This is a genomic window from Caldiplasma sukawensis (assembly GCF_052315375.1).
In the GTDB taxonomy this organism is placed as follows: domain Archaea; phylum Thermoplasmatota; class Thermoplasmata; order Thermoplasmatales; family Thermoplasmataceae; genus Cuniculiplasma.
This window is the reverse complement of record NZ_JBLSDG010000004.1, coordinates 78,876-98,970: the sequence shown is the minus strand read 5'-3', so window position 1 is coordinate 98,970 and position 20,095 is coordinate 78,876. Positions and strand designations below refer to the sequence as shown.

The 20,095-nt window shown below is 35.8% G+C and carries 22 protein-coding genes and 2 tRNA genes; 12 read left to right on the top strand and 12 right to left on the bottom strand.

Annotation, left to right across the window (positions count from 1 at the left end):
• Position 1: 1 nt before the first annotated feature.
• The 5 genes from ACNF4Z_RS03860 to ACNF4Z_RS03840 all read right to left on the bottom strand — a co-directional run bounded on the left by ACNF4Z_RS03860 (position 2) and on the right by ACNF4Z_RS03840 (position 4,089).
• Entirely contained in the window at positions 2–682 is a 681-nt protein-coding gene (locus ACNF4Z_RS03860; protein WP_458327932.1) for an HAD-IB family phosphatase, read from the bottom strand.
• The gene (proS, locus tag ACNF4Z_RS03855; protein ID WP_458327931.1) at positions 639–2,006 is read right to left on the bottom strand and encodes a proline--tRNA ligase; all 1,368 of its coding nucleotides are present in this window, start codon (positions 2,004–2,006) and stop codon (positions 639–641) included. Before proS ends, ACNF4Z_RS03860 begins: the two co-directional genes overlap by 44 nt.
• Positions 2,007–2,079: 73 nt before the next feature.
• Positions 2,080–3,789 (bottom strand): DUF2079 domain-containing protein, encoded by a 1,710-nt coding sequence (locus ACNF4Z_RS03850; protein WP_458327930.1) that lies wholly within the window; start codon positions 3,787–3,789, stop codon positions 2,080–2,082.
• A gap of 49 nt (positions 3,790–3,838) precedes the next feature.
• Positions 3,839–3,921, bottom strand: a tRNA-Ser gene (locus tag ACNF4Z_RS03845).
• Between the two features lie 6 nt (positions 3,922–3,927).
• Entirely contained in the window at positions 3,928–4,089 is a 162-nt protein-coding gene (locus ACNF4Z_RS03840; RefSeq protein ID WP_458327929.1) for a hypothetical protein, read from the bottom strand.
• Positions 4,090–4,189: 100 nt separating this feature from the next.
• Between ACNF4Z_RS03840 and ACNF4Z_RS03835 the strand changes: the two genes are divergently transcribed.
• From ACNF4Z_RS03835 to ACNF4Z_RS03825, 3 genes are read left to right on the top strand one after another with little or no spacing between them, the layout of a single operon-like run.
• Entirely contained in the window at positions 4,190–5,431 is a 1,242-nt protein-coding gene (locus ACNF4Z_RS03835) for an MFS transporter (protein WP_458327928.1), read from the top strand.
• 53 nt (positions 5,432–5,484) lie between these two features.
• Positions 5,485–6,768 carry a hydroxymethylglutaryl-CoA reductase, degradative gene (locus ACNF4Z_RS03830; RefSeq protein ID WP_458327927.1) on the top strand — a complete coding sequence of 428 codons (1,284 nt, stop codon included), beginning with the start codon at positions 5,485–5,487 and terminating at the stop codon, positions 6,766–6,768.
• Complete coding sequence (locus ACNF4Z_RS03825) at positions 6,752–7,504, top strand: hypothetical protein (protein ID WP_458327926.1); 753 nt, start codon at positions 6,752–6,754, stop codon at positions 7,502–7,504. The genes ACNF4Z_RS03830 and ACNF4Z_RS03825 overlap by 17 nt, the downstream gene beginning before the upstream one ends.
• Here ACNF4Z_RS03825 and ACNF4Z_RS03820 read toward each other — a convergent pair.
• Entirely contained in the window at positions 7,491–7,973 is a 483-nt protein-coding gene (locus ACNF4Z_RS03820; protein ID WP_458327925.1) for a DUF2240 family protein, read from the bottom strand. The genes ACNF4Z_RS03825 and ACNF4Z_RS03820 overlap by 14 nt on opposite strands.
• An 80-nt stretch (positions 7,974–8,053) precedes the next feature.
• Between ACNF4Z_RS03820 and ACNF4Z_RS03815 the strand changes: the two genes are divergently transcribed.
• The 4 genes from ACNF4Z_RS03815 (at position 8,054) to ACNF4Z_RS03800 (ending at position 12,060) form a co-directional block, all read left to right on the top strand.
• Positions 8,054–10,378 carry a valine--tRNA ligase gene (locus ACNF4Z_RS03815; RefSeq protein ID WP_458327924.1) on the top strand — a complete coding sequence of 775 codons (2,325 nt, stop codon included), beginning with the start codon at positions 8,054–8,056 and terminating at the stop codon, positions 10,376–10,378.
• A gap of 32 nt (positions 10,379–10,410) precedes the next feature.
• Complete coding sequence (locus ACNF4Z_RS03810) at positions 10,411–10,917, top strand: hypothetical protein (protein WP_458327923.1); 507 nt, start codon at positions 10,411–10,413, stop codon at positions 10,915–10,917.
• 91 nt (positions 10,918–11,008) lie between these two features.
• On the top strand, positions 11,009–11,425 hold the full coding sequence (locus tag ACNF4Z_RS03805; RefSeq protein ID WP_458327922.1) for a ribbon-helix-helix domain-containing protein: 417 nt from the start codon (positions 11,009–11,011) through the stop codon (positions 11,423–11,425).
• Positions 11,422–12,060, top strand: a complete 639-nt coding sequence (locus tag ACNF4Z_RS03800) for a hypothetical protein (protein ID WP_458327921.1) — start codon at positions 11,422–11,424, stop codon at positions 12,058–12,060. The genes ACNF4Z_RS03805 and ACNF4Z_RS03800 overlap by 4 nt, the downstream gene beginning before the upstream one ends.
• Before the next feature lies 1 nt (position 12,061).
• Here ACNF4Z_RS03800 and pyrI read toward each other — a convergent pair whose 3' ends face one another.
• The 3 genes from pyrI to ACNF4Z_RS03785 are packed head-to-tail and all read right to left on the bottom strand — an operon-like array spanning position 12,062 to position 14,826.
• Positions 12,062–12,538 (bottom strand): aspartate carbamoyltransferase regulatory subunit, encoded by a 477-nt coding sequence (gene pyrI / locus ACNF4Z_RS03795; protein WP_458327920.1) that lies wholly within the window; start codon positions 12,536–12,538, stop codon positions 12,062–12,064.
• Between the two features lies 1 nt (position 12,539).
• Positions 12,540–13,460, bottom strand: a complete 921-nt coding sequence (gene pyrB / locus ACNF4Z_RS03790; protein WP_458327919.1) for an aspartate carbamoyltransferase — start codon at positions 13,458–13,460, stop codon at positions 12,540–12,542.
• A 43-nt stretch (positions 13,461–13,503) separates the two neighbouring features.
• Positions 13,504–14,826: an aldehyde dehydrogenase family protein gene (locus ACNF4Z_RS03785; RefSeq protein WP_458327918.1), complete on the bottom strand. Its 1,323-nt coding sequence runs from the start codon at positions 14,824–14,826 to the stop codon at positions 13,504–13,506.
• 142 nt (positions 14,827–14,968) lie between these two features.
• Here ACNF4Z_RS03785 and fbp point away from each other — a divergent pair, with 142 nt between their 5' ends.
• The 5 genes from fbp to ACNF4Z_RS03760 are packed head-to-tail and all read left to right on the top strand — an operon-like array spanning position 14,969 to position 18,506.
• Positions 14,969–16,126 (top strand): fructose-1,6-bisphosphate aldolase/phosphatase, encoded by a 1,158-nt coding sequence (fbp, locus tag ACNF4Z_RS03780; RefSeq protein ID WP_458327917.1) that lies wholly within the window; start codon positions 14,969–14,971, stop codon positions 16,124–16,126.
• 3 nt (positions 16,127–16,129) lie between these two features.
• Entirely contained in the window at positions 16,130–16,612 is a 483-nt protein-coding gene (locus tag ACNF4Z_RS03775) for a deoxycytidylate deaminase (protein ID WP_458327916.1), read from the top strand.
• Positions 16,609–17,268 (top strand): DedA family protein, encoded by a 660-nt coding sequence (locus ACNF4Z_RS03770; protein WP_458327915.1) that lies wholly within the window; start codon positions 16,609–16,611, stop codon positions 17,266–17,268. Before ACNF4Z_RS03775 ends, ACNF4Z_RS03770 begins: the two co-directional genes overlap by 4 nt.
• 55 nt (positions 17,269–17,323) lie before the next feature.
• On the top strand, positions 17,324–17,914 hold the full coding sequence (gene hsp20 / locus ACNF4Z_RS03765) for an archaeal heat shock protein Hsp20 (protein WP_458327914.1): 591 nt from the start codon (positions 17,324–17,326) through the stop codon (positions 17,912–17,914).
• 10 nt (positions 17,915–17,924) lie between these two features.
• Positions 17,925–18,506, top strand: coding sequence for an ArsR/SmtB family transcription factor (locus ACNF4Z_RS03760; protein ID WP_458327913.1), 582 nt, complete (start codon positions 17,925–17,927; stop codon positions 18,504–18,506).
• Here the strand turns inward: ACNF4Z_RS03760 and ACNF4Z_RS03755 are convergent.
• The 3 genes from ACNF4Z_RS03755 to ACNF4Z_RS03745 all read right to left on the bottom strand — a co-directional run bounded on the left by ACNF4Z_RS03755 (position 18,493) and on the right by ACNF4Z_RS03745 (position 20,002).
• Positions 18,493–19,461: a methyltransferase domain-containing protein gene (locus tag ACNF4Z_RS03755; RefSeq protein ID WP_458327912.1), complete on the bottom strand. Its 969-nt coding sequence runs from the start codon at positions 19,459–19,461 to the stop codon at positions 18,493–18,495. The genes ACNF4Z_RS03760 and ACNF4Z_RS03755 overlap by 14 nt on opposite strands.
• A complete protein-coding gene (locus tag ACNF4Z_RS03750; RefSeq protein WP_458327911.1) occupies positions 19,458–19,781 on the bottom strand; it encodes a DNA-directed RNA polymerase subunit L in 324 nt (107 codons plus the stop codon). Before ACNF4Z_RS03750 ends, ACNF4Z_RS03755 begins: the two co-directional genes overlap by 4 nt.
• 149 nt (positions 19,782–19,930) lie before the next feature.
• Positions 19,931–20,002 (bottom strand) — tRNA-His (locus tag ACNF4Z_RS03745).
• Positions 20,003–20,095: the final 93 nt, after the last annotated feature.

The following is a 20,095-nucleotide window of genomic DNA, read 5'->3' as shown; positions in this document are numbered from 1 at the left end:
TTTAACCTGTGATCTCCTTTATTTTTTTAAGAAGATGAAGGAGATCATTTGATTTTAGATCTACTCCATATGGATTTGTGTAATCCTCTGGCCCATTGAAGCAAACAGAAAAATCCGTATTCTTAAACATCTTTTCATCTTCATATGAATCTCCTACGGAAACTGTGACCTCAGGGGAATGGTCTGATACTACCCTTCTGATTATATCGTCCTTTTTTTTAGGATCCACCACTGGAATTCCAGGTGGAACAATTTGATCCCCTTTGTAAGTTATTACGTTTGCAAAATAGTGAGTAAAGAGACCATCAGGATCAATAATGTTGCACAGATCCATAATACCACCACTCACAATCATGAGTGAGTAACCTTCCGTTTTTAATAATTTCATTGCCTGAGTGAAATTTGACCTTCTTTTAATATTTGAAAGTACCCCTCTAAGAATGCTCCTGCTGACACACTTACCACTATTTATCCATGATTCGATATCTCTTTCAAGAAATTCAGAGTATGAAATCTTTCCTTCCTTATACAATGAGTAATTTTTTGAATTGTCAATTCCAAGGGATCTGTGAACAAAGTTCCAGCTGCTTTTTTCCTCTGTAAGTACACCATCCATATCGAAAAATATAATCTTTTTTTCAATAGGGCCTTGATAAGAGAGAAATTGCTCCCTCAGATCCACATATTTCACACTCCCCTTTCTTATTAATGTTAAGAATGTGTCCCATCATTGACAGGCCTGTTTTTTTCTCCATCTCTCTTGAACATTTTTCTTCGGTACATAAAATTGGAAACCTTATGTTTTCATCCCCATTATTTTCTAAGGCTTTATCAACCATGCTTGCCGCCTCCTCTTTTAGTTTTTTATGTACATCATCAAGTGATGAGAATATGCCATTAATGTCATCCTCTGCAAGTTCGGTTTTTTTGCCACCAGTTCTCTTGGCCACTGTGATAGTATGCCTATTTACCTCTTTTTCACCGATTTCTATTCTAACCGGAACACCTTTCATCTCCCAATAATTGTATTTGTACCCAGGAGTGTAATTTTCCCTTTCATCTATTTTTGTTCTAATTCCAGCCTTAATAAGTCTTGAAAAAATATCCCTGGAATATTCCTCCACACCCTTCCCTGGGATTGGTACAATTATTACCTGATATGGAGCAACTGCAGGTGGCAGTCTCAGACCCTTGTCATCACCGTGGATACCAATGATTGCTGCAACCAGCCTCTCACTCATTCCAAACGTTGTCTGATTGACGTATTTCTGTTCACCAATTTCGTCAGAATATTTTATGTCATAATTTCTTGCAAAACCTTCGCCATACTCATGTATGGTTCCTATCTGAAGTGTTCTACCTGATGGCATAACCGTATCAAATGCAACTGTATACTTAGCCCCAGGAAATTTGTCCCATTCAGGCCTCCTTACCTCAAAATACTTCAATGCAAGCATTTCTGTGAAATATGCCCACTGCCTTCTGTATTCCTCCATCTGTGATTCAGATTCTTCATATTTCTCATGGGCAGTGTGGCACTCTATAAAATGGATATCCCTTGACCTTATGAATGGCCTTGTGTGTTTAGTCTCATATCTGTAAACCTGAACTATCTGGAATATTTTTTTTGGCAAATCTGAATGATCTCTTATCCACAGACGAAACATGGGGTACATTGCTGCCTCACTTGTTGGCCTCATTGCAAGATCCTCTTCCAGCTTTTCTTTTCCCCCACTGGAAATCCAGAATAGTTCGTTTTCAAAACCCTTAATGTGTTCAAACTCTATTTCAAACATATCTCTTGAAATCAATGATGGGAACATCACTTCCTCAAATTGATCCTCGTAAAATTTTTCCCTAATCATGTTATCAATATTTCTCATGACCTGAAAACCGTAGGGAAGCCATATGTTCATTCCCTTAACAGGATATCTCTTATCTGAAAGCTCTGCAAGATCAAGGATTTCATTGTACCATTCACTGAAATCAGATTTTTTATTTTCCATTCTCTCATTAATATTATTGAAATATTTAAGCGTTTTAAGAGAGAGTATGAAAAATACACGAATGTAAAGCAATTTATGATAACGGTGATAAAGACTTCTGCCTTATGACCAGTGTATATACAGATTTAAAATTCATATTAATTTTCAAATCAGTTACATAGGAATTGAAGGAATAATTTCCACTGTAAATCAGTGATGTTGAATTGTAAACGCATATATTGAATGTGCCTATCGGTATAAAATATCCGGCGTTGAAATCTAAATATAGTATTGATTGCCCGGAATTGCCATAAAATAAAATGTTAGATCCCGTTATGTTTCTATTGTAGTAATGGACAGAGACAGGAGGCAGTGAATAGTTAAGCTCGTATAGCTCAGCACCCTCATAGTCATAGACAATACCATAATTGTAGTGATTTAGGAGATAATTTACGCTCTTAATGGGGGTTTGAACTCCATTAATACAGGTGACTGAATTGTAAAACAGATATGAGTAAGGATCCGTAATTATGTATTGAGGAACTGTTATATTGTAATCGGTCCCTGGGCAAATATAATCATAGCCCTGAAAAAATTCTGGAAAATTTCCCTGAACTAGAACAGAAGAGCCTTTTGGAATTAAAGAGATCATACTCCATAGATTCTGGTCAACTTTTGTATATGTTATCTTTTGATTTTCATTGTATCCATATGGAGATCCTGTAATGAAGTATGATCCAGTTGAATCTTTACCCGGAATTGCAAGGACTCCTGCGGGTGTGAGCAGTATGAATGTAATCAATGTTACGGCAATGGCTGTTAATGAAATTTTTTTAACAATCCTCTTAAATGCAGGATGTTGAAGCCTTTTGAATCCAGATATAAGCATTAAAACAACAGCAGGATAATACAATGAAGGGTACTGAAAAAATAACTGGGACTGATATGGTATGTTTGCATTAAAAAATATAAAAAGTACATAAGAAACAAGTGTTAGAACATATTCAAATCCTAAAAAAGGAATAAAAGCCAATGAAAATGATATACGAAAGAGAAATTCTATCTTATAATAAAATGAACTGGCAATTCCATTATAGAGAATATTGCTTTTTACACCCACATAATTATCAGGTAAAAAATAATGAGTGGTTAAGGATGGAAGAAGGAATACAATTATGGAAATTAAAAATATTATTGATAAATAAAATGTTTCTTTTTTATCTAATTTCTCCCTAAATCCACTCTTTGACATTATTAATTCTGAAATTAGATATGCTGAAATTATTACAGGAGAATATAAATCTGTAATAGAGGCAATGAAGAAAAATAATAAACTAAATCTATAATTCTTACTAAGAAAGAAATATACTCCTGATAAAAAAAAGAACGGCAGGAATGCCATGTAATGAAAATCAAACCAGTAAACACCACCAAGTGGGTAATAAAGAAGGGCCAAAAAAGCTGAAAGGAAGGCATATTTATTATTGTTTAAAACCAGTTTTCCTATAAAATATACCGGTATGGATGAGAAAGCAAGAAAGAAATTCTGAATAAACATAAGAAAATATTCTTTCGGATAAATTGAATATACCAGGCCAATTGGTATGTATATGAGTTTATTGAAAGCAACATCTCCACTCCTTATTTCTCCAAGAAGGGTTTCTCCCCTCAATACATTAAAAGCTATTGAACTGTTTACTCCCAGATCATAGATATTCTCAGAAAATGAGATGTAACGAAGATATGAGATGTAATCGTATACAACAAATATAATCAGAGATAGTAAAATCAATAAAAAGAACAAATTAATCCGAGGAAACCACCAATTTTTTTTGATAAACATCTAAAATCCACGCGAGGAGTGGGATTCGAACCCACGCTCTCTAAACGAGAAACAGCTTAGCAGGCTGCCGCCGTACCACTGGGCCATCCTCGCATACAATCAGTTTGAAAATCTCTCTTCGAGATCGTTGGCAATTTGCTCCAGGATCTCTTCGAAGTCTTCATTTTCTAGGTTAATAACCTCACCGGTTGGCAGCATAATTTTAGCCTGATAAATCTCACTCACCTTTACGACTTCGATTTCAGCCAACTTTGTTGACATAAAACCTTTAATCAAATCCTATATAATACCTTTTTTAACACTGCAGTAACAGACAATTGAATTTTATCATAATCTATATAGACAATTGTAATGCCCAAAAATGAAAAAAATCACGGGACTGAGAGCATTAACAGGTACTTCATTGGCCCATTTCTCCAATGATGGTGTTTTTCTGTTATTTTCATTTCTCATTCCATACTTTACAAAAAGTTTTTTTGGTCTTTCCCAATCTGTTCTTGAAATAATAGCTGCATTCTACATACTTCTTTCAGGATTGCTAAGCCTTCCACTTGGTTCATATTCTGACAGATCTGACCGTGATCCTGAACTGATGAGTCTTGGAATCTTGATTCTTGGAATATCGGTACTATTTTTTGCTTTCGGTTTCCTCTTCGCAGCAAAAATTAACATTAATGAAAGGTACCTATTCGTGATTTCCGGTGCAATAACTCTTGGACTTGGACAAGCTTTCTATCATCCTTTGGGAGCTTCAATTTTAAGATATTCACTTAAAAATAAGGATTCTTCTTTTTATCTGGGTTTGAACGGTTCCATGGGAAGCGTTGGTAGAGCAGTTGTGCTTTTTATAACTGGAGCACTTGTAATATTCCTTGGTGTATCCCAGGGACTTTTAATTCTTGCTTTGTACTATTTTATAATCACACTAATAATATATTTAATTACAAGAACAGAAAGAAAGGATTACATTTCAAAAAATGAAAAGGTAAAGGCAATTAAAATTTCTTCGTTTTCTGGAGTTATTCCATTTCTTTTCATACTCACATTAACTATGTTCCTGAGATCCGCATTTCAGCTTGCAATTTCTATAAATATTTTCACATATCTTAATGATGTTTTCAAAAACAACCTTTACTCTCTAATATTTGTTTCTGTTTCACTTGCTACTCCAATTTTAGGGCAGCCATTATTCGGTCACCTCACAAAAAAATATGGTGGAAACATAATGATACTATCCGCAGGCATAATTTCAGCCGTTTCATTTTTACCATTCATTCTTTTCAGGAATTTTTACATTGACCTTGTATTCTTTGCCATATACGCATTCGCGGCCTTCACAGGTTTCCCATCATTGCTTGGCTTCATAGGCCAAAAGATTCCAAAAGAAACTGCAACCAGGGCCAATACATGGGTTTGGGGAATAGGAAATACAGTTGGTGGCGCAGCAGGCATAGTCATTTATGATACACTCATAAGCTACTATAGCAAAAATATATCATCTGTATTTCTGGTTCTTTACATACTGATGATTCTTTCCGTGATCACAAATGTTTTCATAGGTAGAATTGCAAACAGGCTTCCATCTCAGATTTCTGAGCAATAAAAAGTACAAACACATATATTTAATATCAATAATACATAGGTTTTACAATCAGCATGGTTGATTTCAGTTCGAGGATAGAAGGTTTCAGGAATATGACGCCAGAGGAGAGGCGAAAAAAACTTAGTGAGATCACTAAAATAAAGGATCTTGAGAGAGAATTAGGTGAGGACGGACGTATGCCAGAGTCTGTTGCAAACAATTTGGTTGAGAATTTTACGTACAAACTTGAGTTGCCTGTGGGAATTGCAACAAACTTTGTAATAAATGGAGAGGAAAGGCTTATCCCTATGGCAATTGAAGAACCTTCTGTTATTGCTGCTTGTTCAAATGCTGCAAAAATAGTAAGGGAAACCGGTGGTTTTACAGCCATATCTTCAGAATCCCTCATATATGCACAGGTACAGATAACTAAGGTTAAAATGAGAAATTCAGCAAAGATAAACATTTTACAAAATAAGGAAAGAATAATTAAAACTGCAAATACTATAAGTAAAACACTATCTTCACAGAACAGGGGACTTAAAGACCTGTGGTTTATAGAACCTGAATATGATAAGAATGTGCTGGTTTTAATGTTAACCGTTGATGTGGGGGATGCAATGGGGGCAAATATAGTCAATTCCATGGCAGAGACCATTGCACCATTAATTGAAGAATTAACTGGTGGAGAAGTTGTTCTCAGAATTTTGAGTAATCTAACACCTCTGAGAATAACAAGATCAAAATGTATAATTCCAACTGAGAAACTTGGAGGAAAGAAGTTTGCAGAGAGATTTATGCAGGCTGCAATGTTGTCAGAGCATGATGCATTCAGGGCTTCCACACACAATAAGGGAATAATGAATGGAATAGATGCAGTTCTCCTTGCAACCATGAATGACTGGAGACAGGCAGAGGCAAATGCCCATTCATATGCATCACTATCTGGTAAATACAAGGCTCTTACACATTACACTCTAAATGAAGATGGAAACATAGAAGGATACATAGAAATACCCCTCAGTGTTGGTACGGTTGGTGGAACAATCAAAAGTTCAAGGAAAGCCCAGATTGCAATGGAAATAATGAGAGTTAAAGATGCAAAAACCTTCTGTGAGATTCTGGCAAGTGTTGGCCTTGCTCAGAATTTTGCAGCAATGAGAGCACTGGCAATGGAAGGTATACAGAAGGGTCATATGTCACTGCATTCAAGAAATGTTGCAATTAGGGCAGGTGCAATAGGAGATGAGATAGAGATGGTTGCAAAAAGAATGGTTGAGGCGAACAGAATTAATACTGAATTTGCTGAGGATATATTGAAAAATATAAGGAGTGGGTCTGATGGAAAAGAAAACTGATGAACAGTTTTTCAAAAATGTTGATAAACTAATATCCAAGGGAATGTACAATGAGGCATTAAAGCAGACAGAGGAAATGGAGAAAAATTATTCAGGTGACAAGGAGATAATGGCAGAGATATATGAAAAGAAATCACAGATATATTATAGTAAGGAAGGAGTCAGGACAAATTCTGCAATTGAAAATCTTATAAAATCACTGGAACTGAGGAACGAACTTGAGCAGTATGATCTTCTGGCCCTTGAAATGATGAATCTGGCCTACATGCAGGACGAGGCTGGGGACCCGGAGAAGGCTATACAATCCATAGATGAAGCACTAAGTGTGTCGGAGAAGATAGGTGATAAAATGCTTATACTCTCCCTTAAAAACGCAAAGGCTGATATTCTATCTGAAAAAAATGAAATGTCTGACCAGGCTCTTGAAGTATACAGCAGTGTGGAAAAAGAGGCGGAGAAGGAAAAGGACTGGGATAACTATTTTGAGGCTCTGGTTGGAAGAATCAAGATACTGAGAGATCGTGGGAACATTGAGGAGGCTATAAATGAGGCAGAAAAAAATCTTCAAAAATCAGAGAAAATCCTTTCTGAATGTAAGACTAAAAAAGAAAAATCAGAGATGATTAATGTTGTTTCCTATCTTTACGACGTGGCCATTGATCTGTACATGGAAGGCATGGACTTTAATCGGGCTAATGAAATTGCAAACAGGCTGAAGGCACTCAAATCCGAGTAATTTCAGCCTCAATTTCACCATATAGACTTGAAAAATCAATGTACAGATCGTTCATCAATGCACAGAGTTTGATCACATTGTTGGAATACTTTGTGTTTGGAAGAATGTTATTCAGGGATCGAAGGGCTTCCCTTTTTGTTATCAACTCCGAACTGGAAGCAATGTTCAGCAATTTTTCAAAAAGTGTCTCCTCCTGTCCCTGATCTGAAAAGAGATCCTCCTCTGAAACTGAAAAATCCACGGGAATCTTAATTCCCATCCAGTTAAAATTCATCTCAATTCTATCATCCAGCTTGGTTATTAATCCTGAATCAATGCACTGTTTGAAGAATTCATTGAATGTTTCCTCCTTTAGTATTTTTCTCTTGAAAACTATTATATTTTTCAGATCCTCTTCTTTCAACCTTTTCTGATCCTTCCTCTCCCTTATTGCAATGACCAGTAACGCCTTGGCCATCTCTTTATTCATAGAGGAAGATGCTGTAAAAAGATATGGTTTTATCGGTAATTAATGGGAAAGAATTTTATTCATACATATATGTACTCCTTATGCCTGAAGATATTAATTCCATTGAGGAAAAATGGATGAAATACTGGAGGGAAAACCCACCAAATTACAATAGAGATTTGAAAAATACATATATTATAGATACACCCCCTCCAACAGTTTCTGGTCTCCCCCATATAGGCCATGCATTTTCATACCCTCATCAGGATATTATGGGCAGATACAAAAGAATGAGGGGTTTTAATGTAATATACCCATTTGGTTTTGATAACAATGGGTTGGCAACAGAAAGGTACTCTGAGAAAATTCTTAAGGTAAAACCCGGGACACTTCAGGGTCAGGATGGCATAAATAAAATTGAGATGGTCAGTAAAGAAACAATAAGAAAGATGACGGAGTTTTTTTACAGAATGGGCTTCTCTGCTGACCTTGAAAATCCATATATTACATACAGCAAAGATATTTGGAGTATATCCCAGAGATATTTCATAAGAATGCTTCATGATGGTATAGCTTACAGAAATGAAGGCATGACTGTGAGATGTCCAGTTTGTAAAACAGCCATTTCTCAGATCGAAATGAATGATGAGGAAAGAGAAACATGGTTTGTTTATTTAAAATTCAGATCAGAAGATGGGAAGGAATTGACAATAGCAACTACAAGACCAGAAATGCTTGGTGCTTGTGTCGCCATAGGAATGAATCCAGATGATCCAAGGGCTGATGATTTTAAAAATATTAAGATTATAGTACCAATTTTCAACTTTTCCGTCCCGGTGATACTTGATGATATGGTTAAGCTGGATAAGGGTACCGGATCAGAAATGATATGCACCTTTGGAGATCAGAATGATTTTATTCTTTATCAAAGACATAATCTTGAATATCGTAAGATCATGGATGAAAATGGCAGACTTAATGATGGACACATACTCTCTGGTGAAAATATAGATGATGGGAGAAAAATAATGATTGAAAATCTTGAGAAAAATGGATTTGTTGTAAAAAAAGAGAGGATAAAACACAGTGTAAACGTTCACGAAAGATGTGGCACACCCATTGAAATTGATATAAGTAAACAGTGGTTTGTGAGATACCTGGACAGGAAGGAAGATCTTCTTGAATATGGCCGCAGGGTTAATTGGATACCTGAGTTCATGAATGATAGGTATTCCAACTGGGTAAGAGGATTAAAATGGGACTGGTGTATTTCAAGACAGAGATTAATGGGTATACCAATACCTGTGTGGTACTGTACTCACTGTAATTCAATTAATACACCAGGCGAGGAGGAGTTGCCTGTTGATCCCAGATTCGAAAATGGGAGAAAGTGTTCCACATGCGGTTCTGATAAACTTATTGGAGAGAAGGATGTGATGGATACCTGGTTCACCTCATCCATTACACCAACAATTGTTAGGGAAAAATACCATCTGAAGGATGTACCAATGGATGTGAGGTTTCAGGGGCAGGATATTATTTCAACCTGGGCATTCACAACTATCTTCAGATCAATGATCCATCAGAAAGATATACCTTGGATTAACATTGTTATAAGCGGAAATGTCAATGACCCATATGGGAATAAAATGAGCAAAAGCAAGAATAACACAGTTGATCCCTGGGAAATGATAAATAAGTATGGGGCCGATTCAGTGAGGTACTGGAGCATTTCGTCCACAACCTATGAGGATGTAAATTTCAATGAACAGGATATGCAGAGAGGGAGAAAAACTGCAATAAAAATGATAAACGCTGCCTCTTTATTATACAATGAATCTGTGGAAAAAATTGACATTCTGAATCTCAATATTGAAAAAAATTTCAATATCTGGATCCTGGAAAAATTGAATGAAACCATTGAATCAGTAACTTCAGCAATGGATTCATATAATATGTCAAAAGCCAGATTTGAACTTGATAACCTTTTCTGGCCAGTGTTCTGTGACAGCTATCTTGAAATAATTAAACCCTTCCTGAGGGATGAAGATCCTTCCGTGATCAAGGAGACATACAATGTGGCCAGATATGTTATGGAACAGATGCTTAAAATGTATGCACCGATTATGCCTTTCATAACTGAAGAGGTCTATCATAAGCTTGGAAACTCAAATTCCATTCATGAGACAGAATGGCCAAAAAGTCTTAAAATTAAAAAAGTTGAAGATTTTGATAAAACTATTGCAATCATTTCAGAGATAAGAAAAACAAGAGGGAAAGCAAAAAGTTTGAAAAAATCCTACGAGAAGATTATTGTGATGATACCTGAAAACTTTGAAAAGGCAGACAGAAATCTGATCAAAAAATTGTTCAAGGATACAATAGAATTTAAGGAAGGAAATGAACTTGTTGTTGAAATATTCTAAATATTTATTAATTATATAATAATAATATACACATGAGAGGCAGAGGCACTGGCTCAACAGAACGATTTATTGATAAAATATTCATAGTTGGAGTTATAATGATTGCTGTTTCTGCCTCAGTTCTTGGAGTCTCTGTATTTACTATATACAGTACAATTAACCATTACAATGAATACAGAATAGGTGAAAATGGCACAGAGAACATTTCATTCATGTACTCACCTGGGAACACAATAGATTACAGTGTACACATTTTGACTAACAATACAAATAAATTTCAATCCTTTCTTCTTTCGCCACAAGGTAATAAGTTTGCCTGTTCAAATTTTACAGGGATAGGTACAAGTGAATCAATTATATCACAAAATGGAGGATTGTGGCACTTTATAGTGAAAAATGAAAACACCACAAGAGGTGCCACACTATCCATTTTTGTAGGAGTCATATCCATATATAGCTGGACTGGTGCTTACACAGGAGCTTCACTTTTAATAGTAGGAATAATAATTGTTGGTTTTTACAAATACAAAAAAAGATGATATAATCTAAGAATGTATATACGATTATAAACATGTATTTACAAAATTTTTAGTTGTCAATACATTTATATACATATTAGATTATATGTAAATGAAAAAGATGAATCAGGAGTCTAAGGATAATAAGATCAATCTGAGAATCTCCGAAGAGGACCTTGAGATAATTGATGAATTCATAGAGGAGAATCCTCAGGTAGGAACCAGATCAGAATTTTTAAGAAACTGTGCACTTTCATACATTAAGGAGAAACAATCTGGTCTGAAGGGTAGAGATGATGGAGGAATAACAGTATACTTACCGGCAAAGTTAAAGAATTATTTGAAAAAACTAGGTAACTCAGGATTTTACAGGGATGTATCAGATGTTATACTTGACATAATTTACATGTCTTTTGATAATGGAACTATGTCAAAAATTCTTGAAAAGAATCTTCAGAAGGCTGACTCAATCAAAAGATTCATGCGGAATCTCAATGACAGTGATGAATCGGAGGCTGATTTCCGATGATAACTACAAGACTGGAGAATGTGAAAGCTGATACTGTATTTCCAGTATATAACGTTATACTTGTTTTAGGGAAAAATCTGGAATATGCATACAACGAAGCCTGTAAAAAGAAATTTTCAAGGTCCACCGATGTTACCTTTTCGTGGGAGAAAGATTCAGGAAATAATACGGGATACAGATATGTAGACACAGGATTTAATTTAAATTCAATGAAATACAGCGAATTTAATGAAATAAGGGAAAAGAATGGTCAGAAAGGATATGCAACAGAGGTAATATTCAGACCAATTAACAATATAAATGAGACAAGAGAGGCTTCTGAAATCCTTCTTAATTTCTACGATATGGGGGCAATACTTTACATGGTGTCTGATTTTACAGACGCCTTTGCAAGAAATCTCACAGTGAACATTTCTGAGACTGCAATTGAAAGGAACATTCCTGCTATTTCATTTATATTGTTGCCACCTAGATCTGAAATGAATATAACAGCATCATCCATGGCAGCTCAGGTTCAGGTAAAAAAGGAGATATTCAGAGCACCCGGTAATTTTAGGAGTGAGGAGGAAAAAAGTACATTACTGAACGTACTTGATAAAATAATGAATAAAATAGAGGAATATTCACTTAATTAAATTATGAGTTTAATGACTGTTCAATCTCTTTCAAAGACATTGTTCTCTGACAGTAGTAACACCTGTATGATGTTGATCCTCTATTTTCCTCTTTTCTGAAAATTGTACGTACAGGTTCTCTGTGATTTGTAACGCAGTTTTGATTTGAACATACTATTGTCCCCATAATCTCCTGTGGAAGCTCAACCCTGAACTTCTTTTCAATTTTGAATTCCCTTATTACGTTAATTGTAGCACCTGGTGATAATATACTTATCCTGTCCAATTCATTTTTTTCCAATGATCTGTTCTCAATTTTAACTATGTCCTTCTTCCCATTCACCCTGCTTGATACATTCATAAGCACACTTATTGTCATTTCTGTGTTATAAAGAAGGCCAAGAACCTTCAAAACCGTTATTCCCTTCCCCGCTGATATGTGATCTATTACTGTTCCATCCTTTATTTTTCCAACTTTCAGAATTTTTTCAGCTTCCAAATCAATCACCCTTAAGTATTTTTTTGAGAATTGCCATTCTCACATAAACACCGTTCTCTGCCTGTTTGAAATAATAAGCCCTGTGATCTTCATCCACCTCTGGTTTTATTTCATCGACCCTTGGAAGAGGATGCATTATTATAGCCTCATCTTTCATCTTTTTGACAGTTTTACTGTCAAAGGAATATGATCCTATTACCTTACTGTAATCATTGGGATCTATGAACCTTTCCTTCTGAATTCTTGTGACATAAAAAATATCCAATTCTGAAATTACCTCGTCAAGATTGTGAACTATTTTTACGTTTTCAGGCCTTTTGAGAGAACTCATTACGTAATCTGGTAAACTTAATATTTCTGGAGAGATGAGATATATTTTGTTATCGAATCTGTCCAGTGCCCTTATAAGTGAGTGAACTGTTCTTCCATACTTCAGGTCCCCAACTAGGCCAACTTTGAGTCCCTCTATCCTTGAAAACTTCTCCCATATTGTAAATAGATCGAGTATTGTCTGTGTGGGATGCTGCCCTGAACCGTCACCTCCATTAATTACTGGAACCCTTGAAAATTCTGAGGCCAATCTTGCAGCCCCCTCAAGGGGATGCCTCATGACAACAACATCTGAATAAGATGCTGCCATCCTTATGGTATCCCCTATCGTTTCCCCTTTGGCAGCAGAGCTGGATTTTCCTTCTGAAACAGAAATAATTTTTCCGCCAAGCCTCTCCATGGCACTTTCAAATGACAGTCTTGTCCTCGTACTTGGTTCAAAAAAAAGTGTGCACATTATTTTCCCTTCAAGATCCTTCATTACTTCCCCGTTGAGCAGTCTCCTCTTTAATTCCTTAGCCTCCTGGAAAATACTGAAAAGATCGTCGTTTCCAATGTCTTCAATGCCAACTATGCTTTTTTTATTCAACATTAAAAATTTGTATGTTTTATCAGTATTTAATATTAGTTAATATTCACTGTTTTTGAGCCCAAATTGTCTTTATATTTGTGAATTCCAATATTCCGTATTTTGAAAGTTCCTTTCCGTATCCACTATTTTTAACACCACCAAAGGGGAGTCTTGGATCAGATGCAACAACACTGTTAACAAAAACCATTCCAGACTCTATTTGAGGAATTAATTTTTCCGCCTGTTCATAGGAACCCCAGATTGATGCACCAAGGCCAAATTTTGTTTCATTGCTTATCTTTGCCGCTTCCTCAAGTGTTTTGAATTTTTTTATGATTGCAACCGGACCAAAAACCTCCTCATTGTACACACCCTCGTAATTTATAATAGTTGGTGAAACAATGTTGCCTTTGTCTTCTCCTGCCCTGAACACCTGTGAATTCTTTGAGAGGAATTCTATCTGAGACTTTATTATATCCCTCTGATTATCTGAGGAGAGTGGCCCTATGAATGTTTTTTCGTCCATCTGATTTCCAATTTTTACATTTGAGAAGTTTTCCTTCATAGCCTCATAAAACTCATGGAAAATCTTTTCTGATACTATGAATCTTTTTGATGCTATGCAACTCTGGCCATTATTCTGAAGTCTTCCAAAGGTCGAGTTCTTTGCAGCATTCTCTATGTCTGCATCATCCAGGACTATAAATGGGTCTGAACCACCTAACTCAAGAACTGTCTTTTTAAGATTTCTTCCGGCCTCTGCAGCTATCTGGCTCCCTGCATTTTCAGAGCCTGTGAAAGATACTCCATTTGAATATTTAATATACTGAAGTGAATCCTTTCCTGAAACTATTATGGATCTGAAATAATCCTTTCCAAAAATTTCCTCTATCTTTTTTGATGTTCCCGTCACAATTGATGCATGCTTTAGAACTATTGTGTTTCCAGCCAACATTGCCGGTATGGCTGCCCTTGATACCTGCCATAGAGGAAAATTCCAAGGCATGATGAGATAAATGACACCCAAGGGTTCAATCTTCACATATGATCTGTATGCCTCTGTTGGGATTATATCATCTGCCAAAAACTTTCTGGCATGTTCTACAAAATATTTTGCTGTTCTTATTGTTTTTTCCACCTCAGATATACTCTGGGTTATTGGTTTTCCCATCTCCATGGACATTAACTCTGAGAGACTCTTTTTTTCATTTTCAAGGTTCTTTATTATAACGTTTTTAACATATTCAATTCTTTCATCAAGATCCTTTTTCCAGGTCTTTTGATTTTTTCTCATTGTTTCAAATGCATCTTTCACTTTTTCCTCATCATCAATCTCAAAAGTACCTACTTTGCTGTCATCAAAAGGGTTCAACGTTTCGATCTTCATATTAATCTATATGACGGTAAACATTTTATTGTTTTTCATTGTTTATATTTTTATTGCTGTGTGCATAAAATTAACTAAATAGTTCCTTATTCTAACATTAACAGATGGAATCATTTTAATATGTAAAAAGTATTAATAAATTATGAAAGTAACGCTTAGCCACATAAAAGCAGATATAGGAAGCCTGCCAGGACACACATTTGTTCATGATGATGTGATAAATGAAGTTAAAAATTATGTTAAAAATAATGGAAAAGGAATCATCTGGGATCACCATATATGCTCAGTGGGAGACGATATCCAGATTACAATGGTTCATGGTAATGGGATTGATGCGTCAGAGGTTCATAAGCTCGCATGGGACGCATTTAAGGCTGGAACAGAGGTGGCAAAAAAACTTGGTCTGTACGGAGCCGGACAGGATCTTTTGAAGGATGCGTTTTCTGGTAATATAAAAGGTATGGGACCCGGTGTTGCTGAGATGGAGATAACACCGAGAAAGAGCGAGCCTTTCATAGTTTTTATGATGGATAAAACAGAACCTGGAGCATTTAATTTTCCAATATACAAAATGTTTGCAGACCCGTTTAACACTCCTGGATTAGTAATAGACAACAACATGCATGATGGATTTATTTTTGAAGTGTGGGACATAGAGAATGGTAAATCAATAAAACTAAGTGCACCTGAGGAACTTTACGATCTACTTGCTCTGATTGGAACAAAGAGTAAATATGTTATAAAGAGAGTGTACACAAAAAAATCTCATGAAAAATTGCCAGATGAAAATGTTGCCGTAATAACAACAGACAAACTTTCCTTTATTGCTGGAGAATATGTTGGTAAGGATGATCCGGCTGGGATAGTAAGAATACAATCTGGATTGCCCGCCGCAGGAGAAACCACAGAGGCATTCACCCACCCATATCTTGTTTCTGGTTGGATGAGAGGGTCTTTCAATGGTCCTCTTATGCCGGTAGGACTTAAAAACGCAAAGATGTCAAGATTTGATGGGCCTCCCAGAGTTTCTGCATTAGGATTTGTTTATAAAGACAAAAAACTTAGCGGTCCAATAGATATGTTTGATGATCCGGCATTCGATGAGGCAAGAAGAACTGCCACAAACATTGCCGATTATCTGAGAAGAATGGGGCCGTTTGAACCTCACAGATTGCCATCTGAGGATATGGAATATACAACTCTTCCAAAGGTTATAAAGAAATTCTCAAATAGATTTCAGGACATCCCTGACAACTCTGGAAAGGGAGAAATAAAAAACAGCTCAGGAGAATTTGATTAAATAATGTCAAGACCAGACTGGGATACCTACTTCATGAAGATGGCATTTCTTGCCGCTTCTAGGGGAACATGCGTAAGAAGGAAAGTTGGAGCCGTAATCGTAAAGGATAAGAATGTTTTGGCAACAGGATACAACGGTCCTCCAAGTGGCCTTCTCCACTGTGAAGATGTGAGCTGCATAAGAATTGACATGAACATTAAATCAGGTGAAAGACATGAGCTGTGTCGCGGATTGCACGCGGAACAGAATGCAATAATCCAGGCTGCTGTTCATGGAACAAGTATCCGGGATTCTGTAATATATGTTACAACACACCCTTGCGTTGTATGTACAAAGATGATAATAAATGCAAAGATAAATGAAATAATTTATGCAGAGGGTTATCCGGATGAACTTGCTGAGCTTATGATCATAGAGAGCAAGATAAAAACTAGAAAATTTGAAGGGGAGATTGAAGAGTTGAATGAACTGAGGGGTGTAGATTGAGTTCCATAATTACAAACGCAATTGAATATGTTATAAACGGAATAATATTTATAATACAGAGATCAAATTATCCGGGCATATTTTTTCTAATGTTTCTTGAGGGCTTGTTGCTTCCAATTCCATCTGAAGTTGTAATGGTGTTTTCAGGATACCTTGCGTTTGATAACATGCTGCCTTCATCAGGTCTTATTCCAGAATATATTGCTGTTTTATTGGCAGGATCTCTGGGAAATACACTTGGTGCCTACACTGCATATCTTATAGGGAAGTATGGTGGAAGGCCGGCAGTTTTGAGATACGGTTCTTATATAAAATTAAATGAAAGGACACTTCAGATGACAGAGAGATGGTTTGAAAAATATGGTACAATTTCAGTTTTTCTTACAAGGCTGGTACCTGTTTTCAGAACGTTTATATCAATACCTGCTGGAATTGCAAAAATGAGATTGCGAAGCTTTCTAACACTTACTTTTCTTGGTGCAATATTATGGGATAGTCTGTTGATTTACCTGGGGCTTTATTTTGGGCCAAGGTGGAAAGATATACTGGGAGCGTTCAATGATTATACATACATATCAGTAGGCCTTGCATTGCTTACCCTTTATTATATATACAAAAGACTTTCCACCTCAAGAAATAGAGTAAAATCTACCTAAATTTTTTAAAAAAGTAACCTTTATATAGGTATTATTAATATCAAGTTGTCAACTGATGGTTGACAAGAGGTGGATGAAAATGGTAGTAAGAAGGAAGAAAGATGACTGGGATGAAGACGATGATATGTTTGATGACATATTTGAGAGCTTTGGGTTTGACTTTGACAGAATTAACGAGAGAATGAGGAAAATGTTTGAGAGGTTCATTAAAAATTCAGAAAATACAGACATAAAAACATACGGACCCTTCATATACGGTTTCACTTACAAGATGGGGCCAGATGGAAAACCGTATTTCCAGGAATTTGGAAACGTTCCAAACAGACAGTTCTTCAATCCAGGGGCACTGCCACAGGAAGAACAATACAGGGAACCCATAACAGACATTAACAAGGATGATAAGAGGATATACGTAACATTCGAACTCCCCGGTGTATCCAAGGAAGAAATTGATCTAAAGGTGAACGAGGAAAACATGACAATAACTGTTAACAATCCAAGCAGAAAGTATTACAAAGAAATTGAATTCGATGTTCCGGTTAAACCAGAGACTGCCAAGGCGAAATTCCAGAACGGAATACTGGATGTATCAATAGAAATTGTTGGAAAAAACAATCCCTCAGGAAAATCAGTAAAAATCGAATGATGATCCGAATATGGATGACATAGATTTTTTATTATCTATTTTTGAAAATACAACAAGAAGAAGGATATTGAGAAGATTGTTGACTGACTCATCTTATGCCCTTGAAATAAGCAGAGATCTTGGTATATCACAGCAGGCCATTAACAAACAACTTGAAATTCTTGAAAAGGCAAATCTGGTTATATCAGAAATAATGGAGAATAATCCTTTTGGACCTCCAAGAAAACTATACAGGCCAACCGGATTTACAGTGATTCATCTTGATTACATGCCTTCATTTGTGTCTGAAAAAGCTTATAATATTAATGAGACAAAGGATAAATGCAATGAGGAGGTTGACTTTAACACTCTGGAAAATATAAACAAGAAGATTGAAAATCTTGAAAAAGAGAGAATCAATCTGCTGATTGAGAAAGACAGCATAATAAGAAAACTAAAAATAAAAGTAATTGAAAATGTTAAAAACCCAAGAATAAGAGAGCTTCTCATAGAATATCTGGATGGATCTGACGAAGAAACTCTAAGCCAGAAGTACGGTATTGACAAGTATTTTATTGAAAAAATAATACATGATAATCTTAATTTTTTCTAATCATTCTGTAGTAATAGCGATTCAGGCTTCTGTGCACTCTCTGCTGCAGAATCCTGTCTATTATAAAATATTTAGAAAAGTGTTCTTCAATGTTCCTGGTATTTGAAACGATACATGCCCTTCCACCTGGACTTAATACCTCATGAAATTTTTCAGCTGAATTTTTAAAAAAATATTCTGGCTCTTCTGATATTACTGTATTCCGTCCGTATGGAAAATCTGTAACTATTCCATCAACCATTAAATTTTCCTCAATTTTGAAAAAATCATTGCAAATTATTTTGTAATTTCTTATTCCATAAAACTTAAGATTGAGACTGGCTCCCACGGTCATTGATTTCATAATATCAATACCAATCACACTGTAGCCCTTTAAACCTGCTTCAAGCAGAATCCCTCCACTACCACAGAATGGATCAAGTAAAACTGAATTTTTATGAAAATATCCTAAATTTACTAAAAAGGAAGCAAACTTTGGATCCATAGATACTGGAGAAAAAAAAGGCCTTTTAGGAGCGGATCTGTTTTTTGTCTCCTCATAGTTTATCTTCAGTTTTTCAAGTCCAACATACCATTTTTTTATGTGGTAAAAATAAAGTATGAAATCAGGATTCTTAAAATCCACTCTTCCCTTTGCCCCTATTATATTTCCTATATGAGACTCGTAATCTGTGTTGTGGCAACCATCTGGATCAATGATTCTAAGGTAAAATTTACCCTCCGGTATTTTCAGTCTACTAAATTCATCCTCATTTTGAAATATGTCAAGTAGATAGGAAGCCCTTTTCAAAAATGAGTATTCCCTTATTGCTGATTCCTCAACCTCTGAAGTAAATATAAAACTATTCAACATTGAGAGTTTCCCGGAATATTTTTTCTCTGTTACAGATTGAAAATCCTCGAGACAGAATTCCGGAAAACCTCTCCAGCTTTCAAGTAAAAAATTAGATTTCAATTTGCCCCTTTTATCTCAGTTTCCTCTTCACTTTCTATTTTTTTCAGTTCTTTGTTAAGTTCAAGAGAAAGTGTATCAAAAATCTTGCTAAGTCTTTTAATTGATCTTTTTACAGCAGCCTGAGGTTTTCCAGACTTTACCTTCACATATACTCTGGGATTGTCTATAACAGGATGTTTTATGTAGTATCTGGATTCTGTTACCTGCTCATCCTTCAGGATCTCCTCTACCAGTGGTCTCAGCAACGTGTTGTCGTAATTCATTAGTTCAAAGGTTATTGAATCTTTTTGCTTCTCCACTATATTTATCCTGCTTTCCATATATGGGTATGCAAAACACAATATTAAAAATTAACATCTTAAAACTTTGAATAAACTACATATCAGTTGACGGTCATGGCGTTTCCATAATACCAAATTAGGGTTAAATTCATTATCTATGATTGTTACAAATATATTATGAAATAAAGGGCCGGGTCCGGGAATTGAACCCGGGTCCGGGGATCCACAGTCCCCAAGGATAGCCACTACCCCAACCCGGCCATAAAAATTGTTTTCTAAATAATTTGGAAAATATTAACTGTTTCTATTTATGAATGAACCATGGAATGGAAATTAAGAAAATATAAATGCAT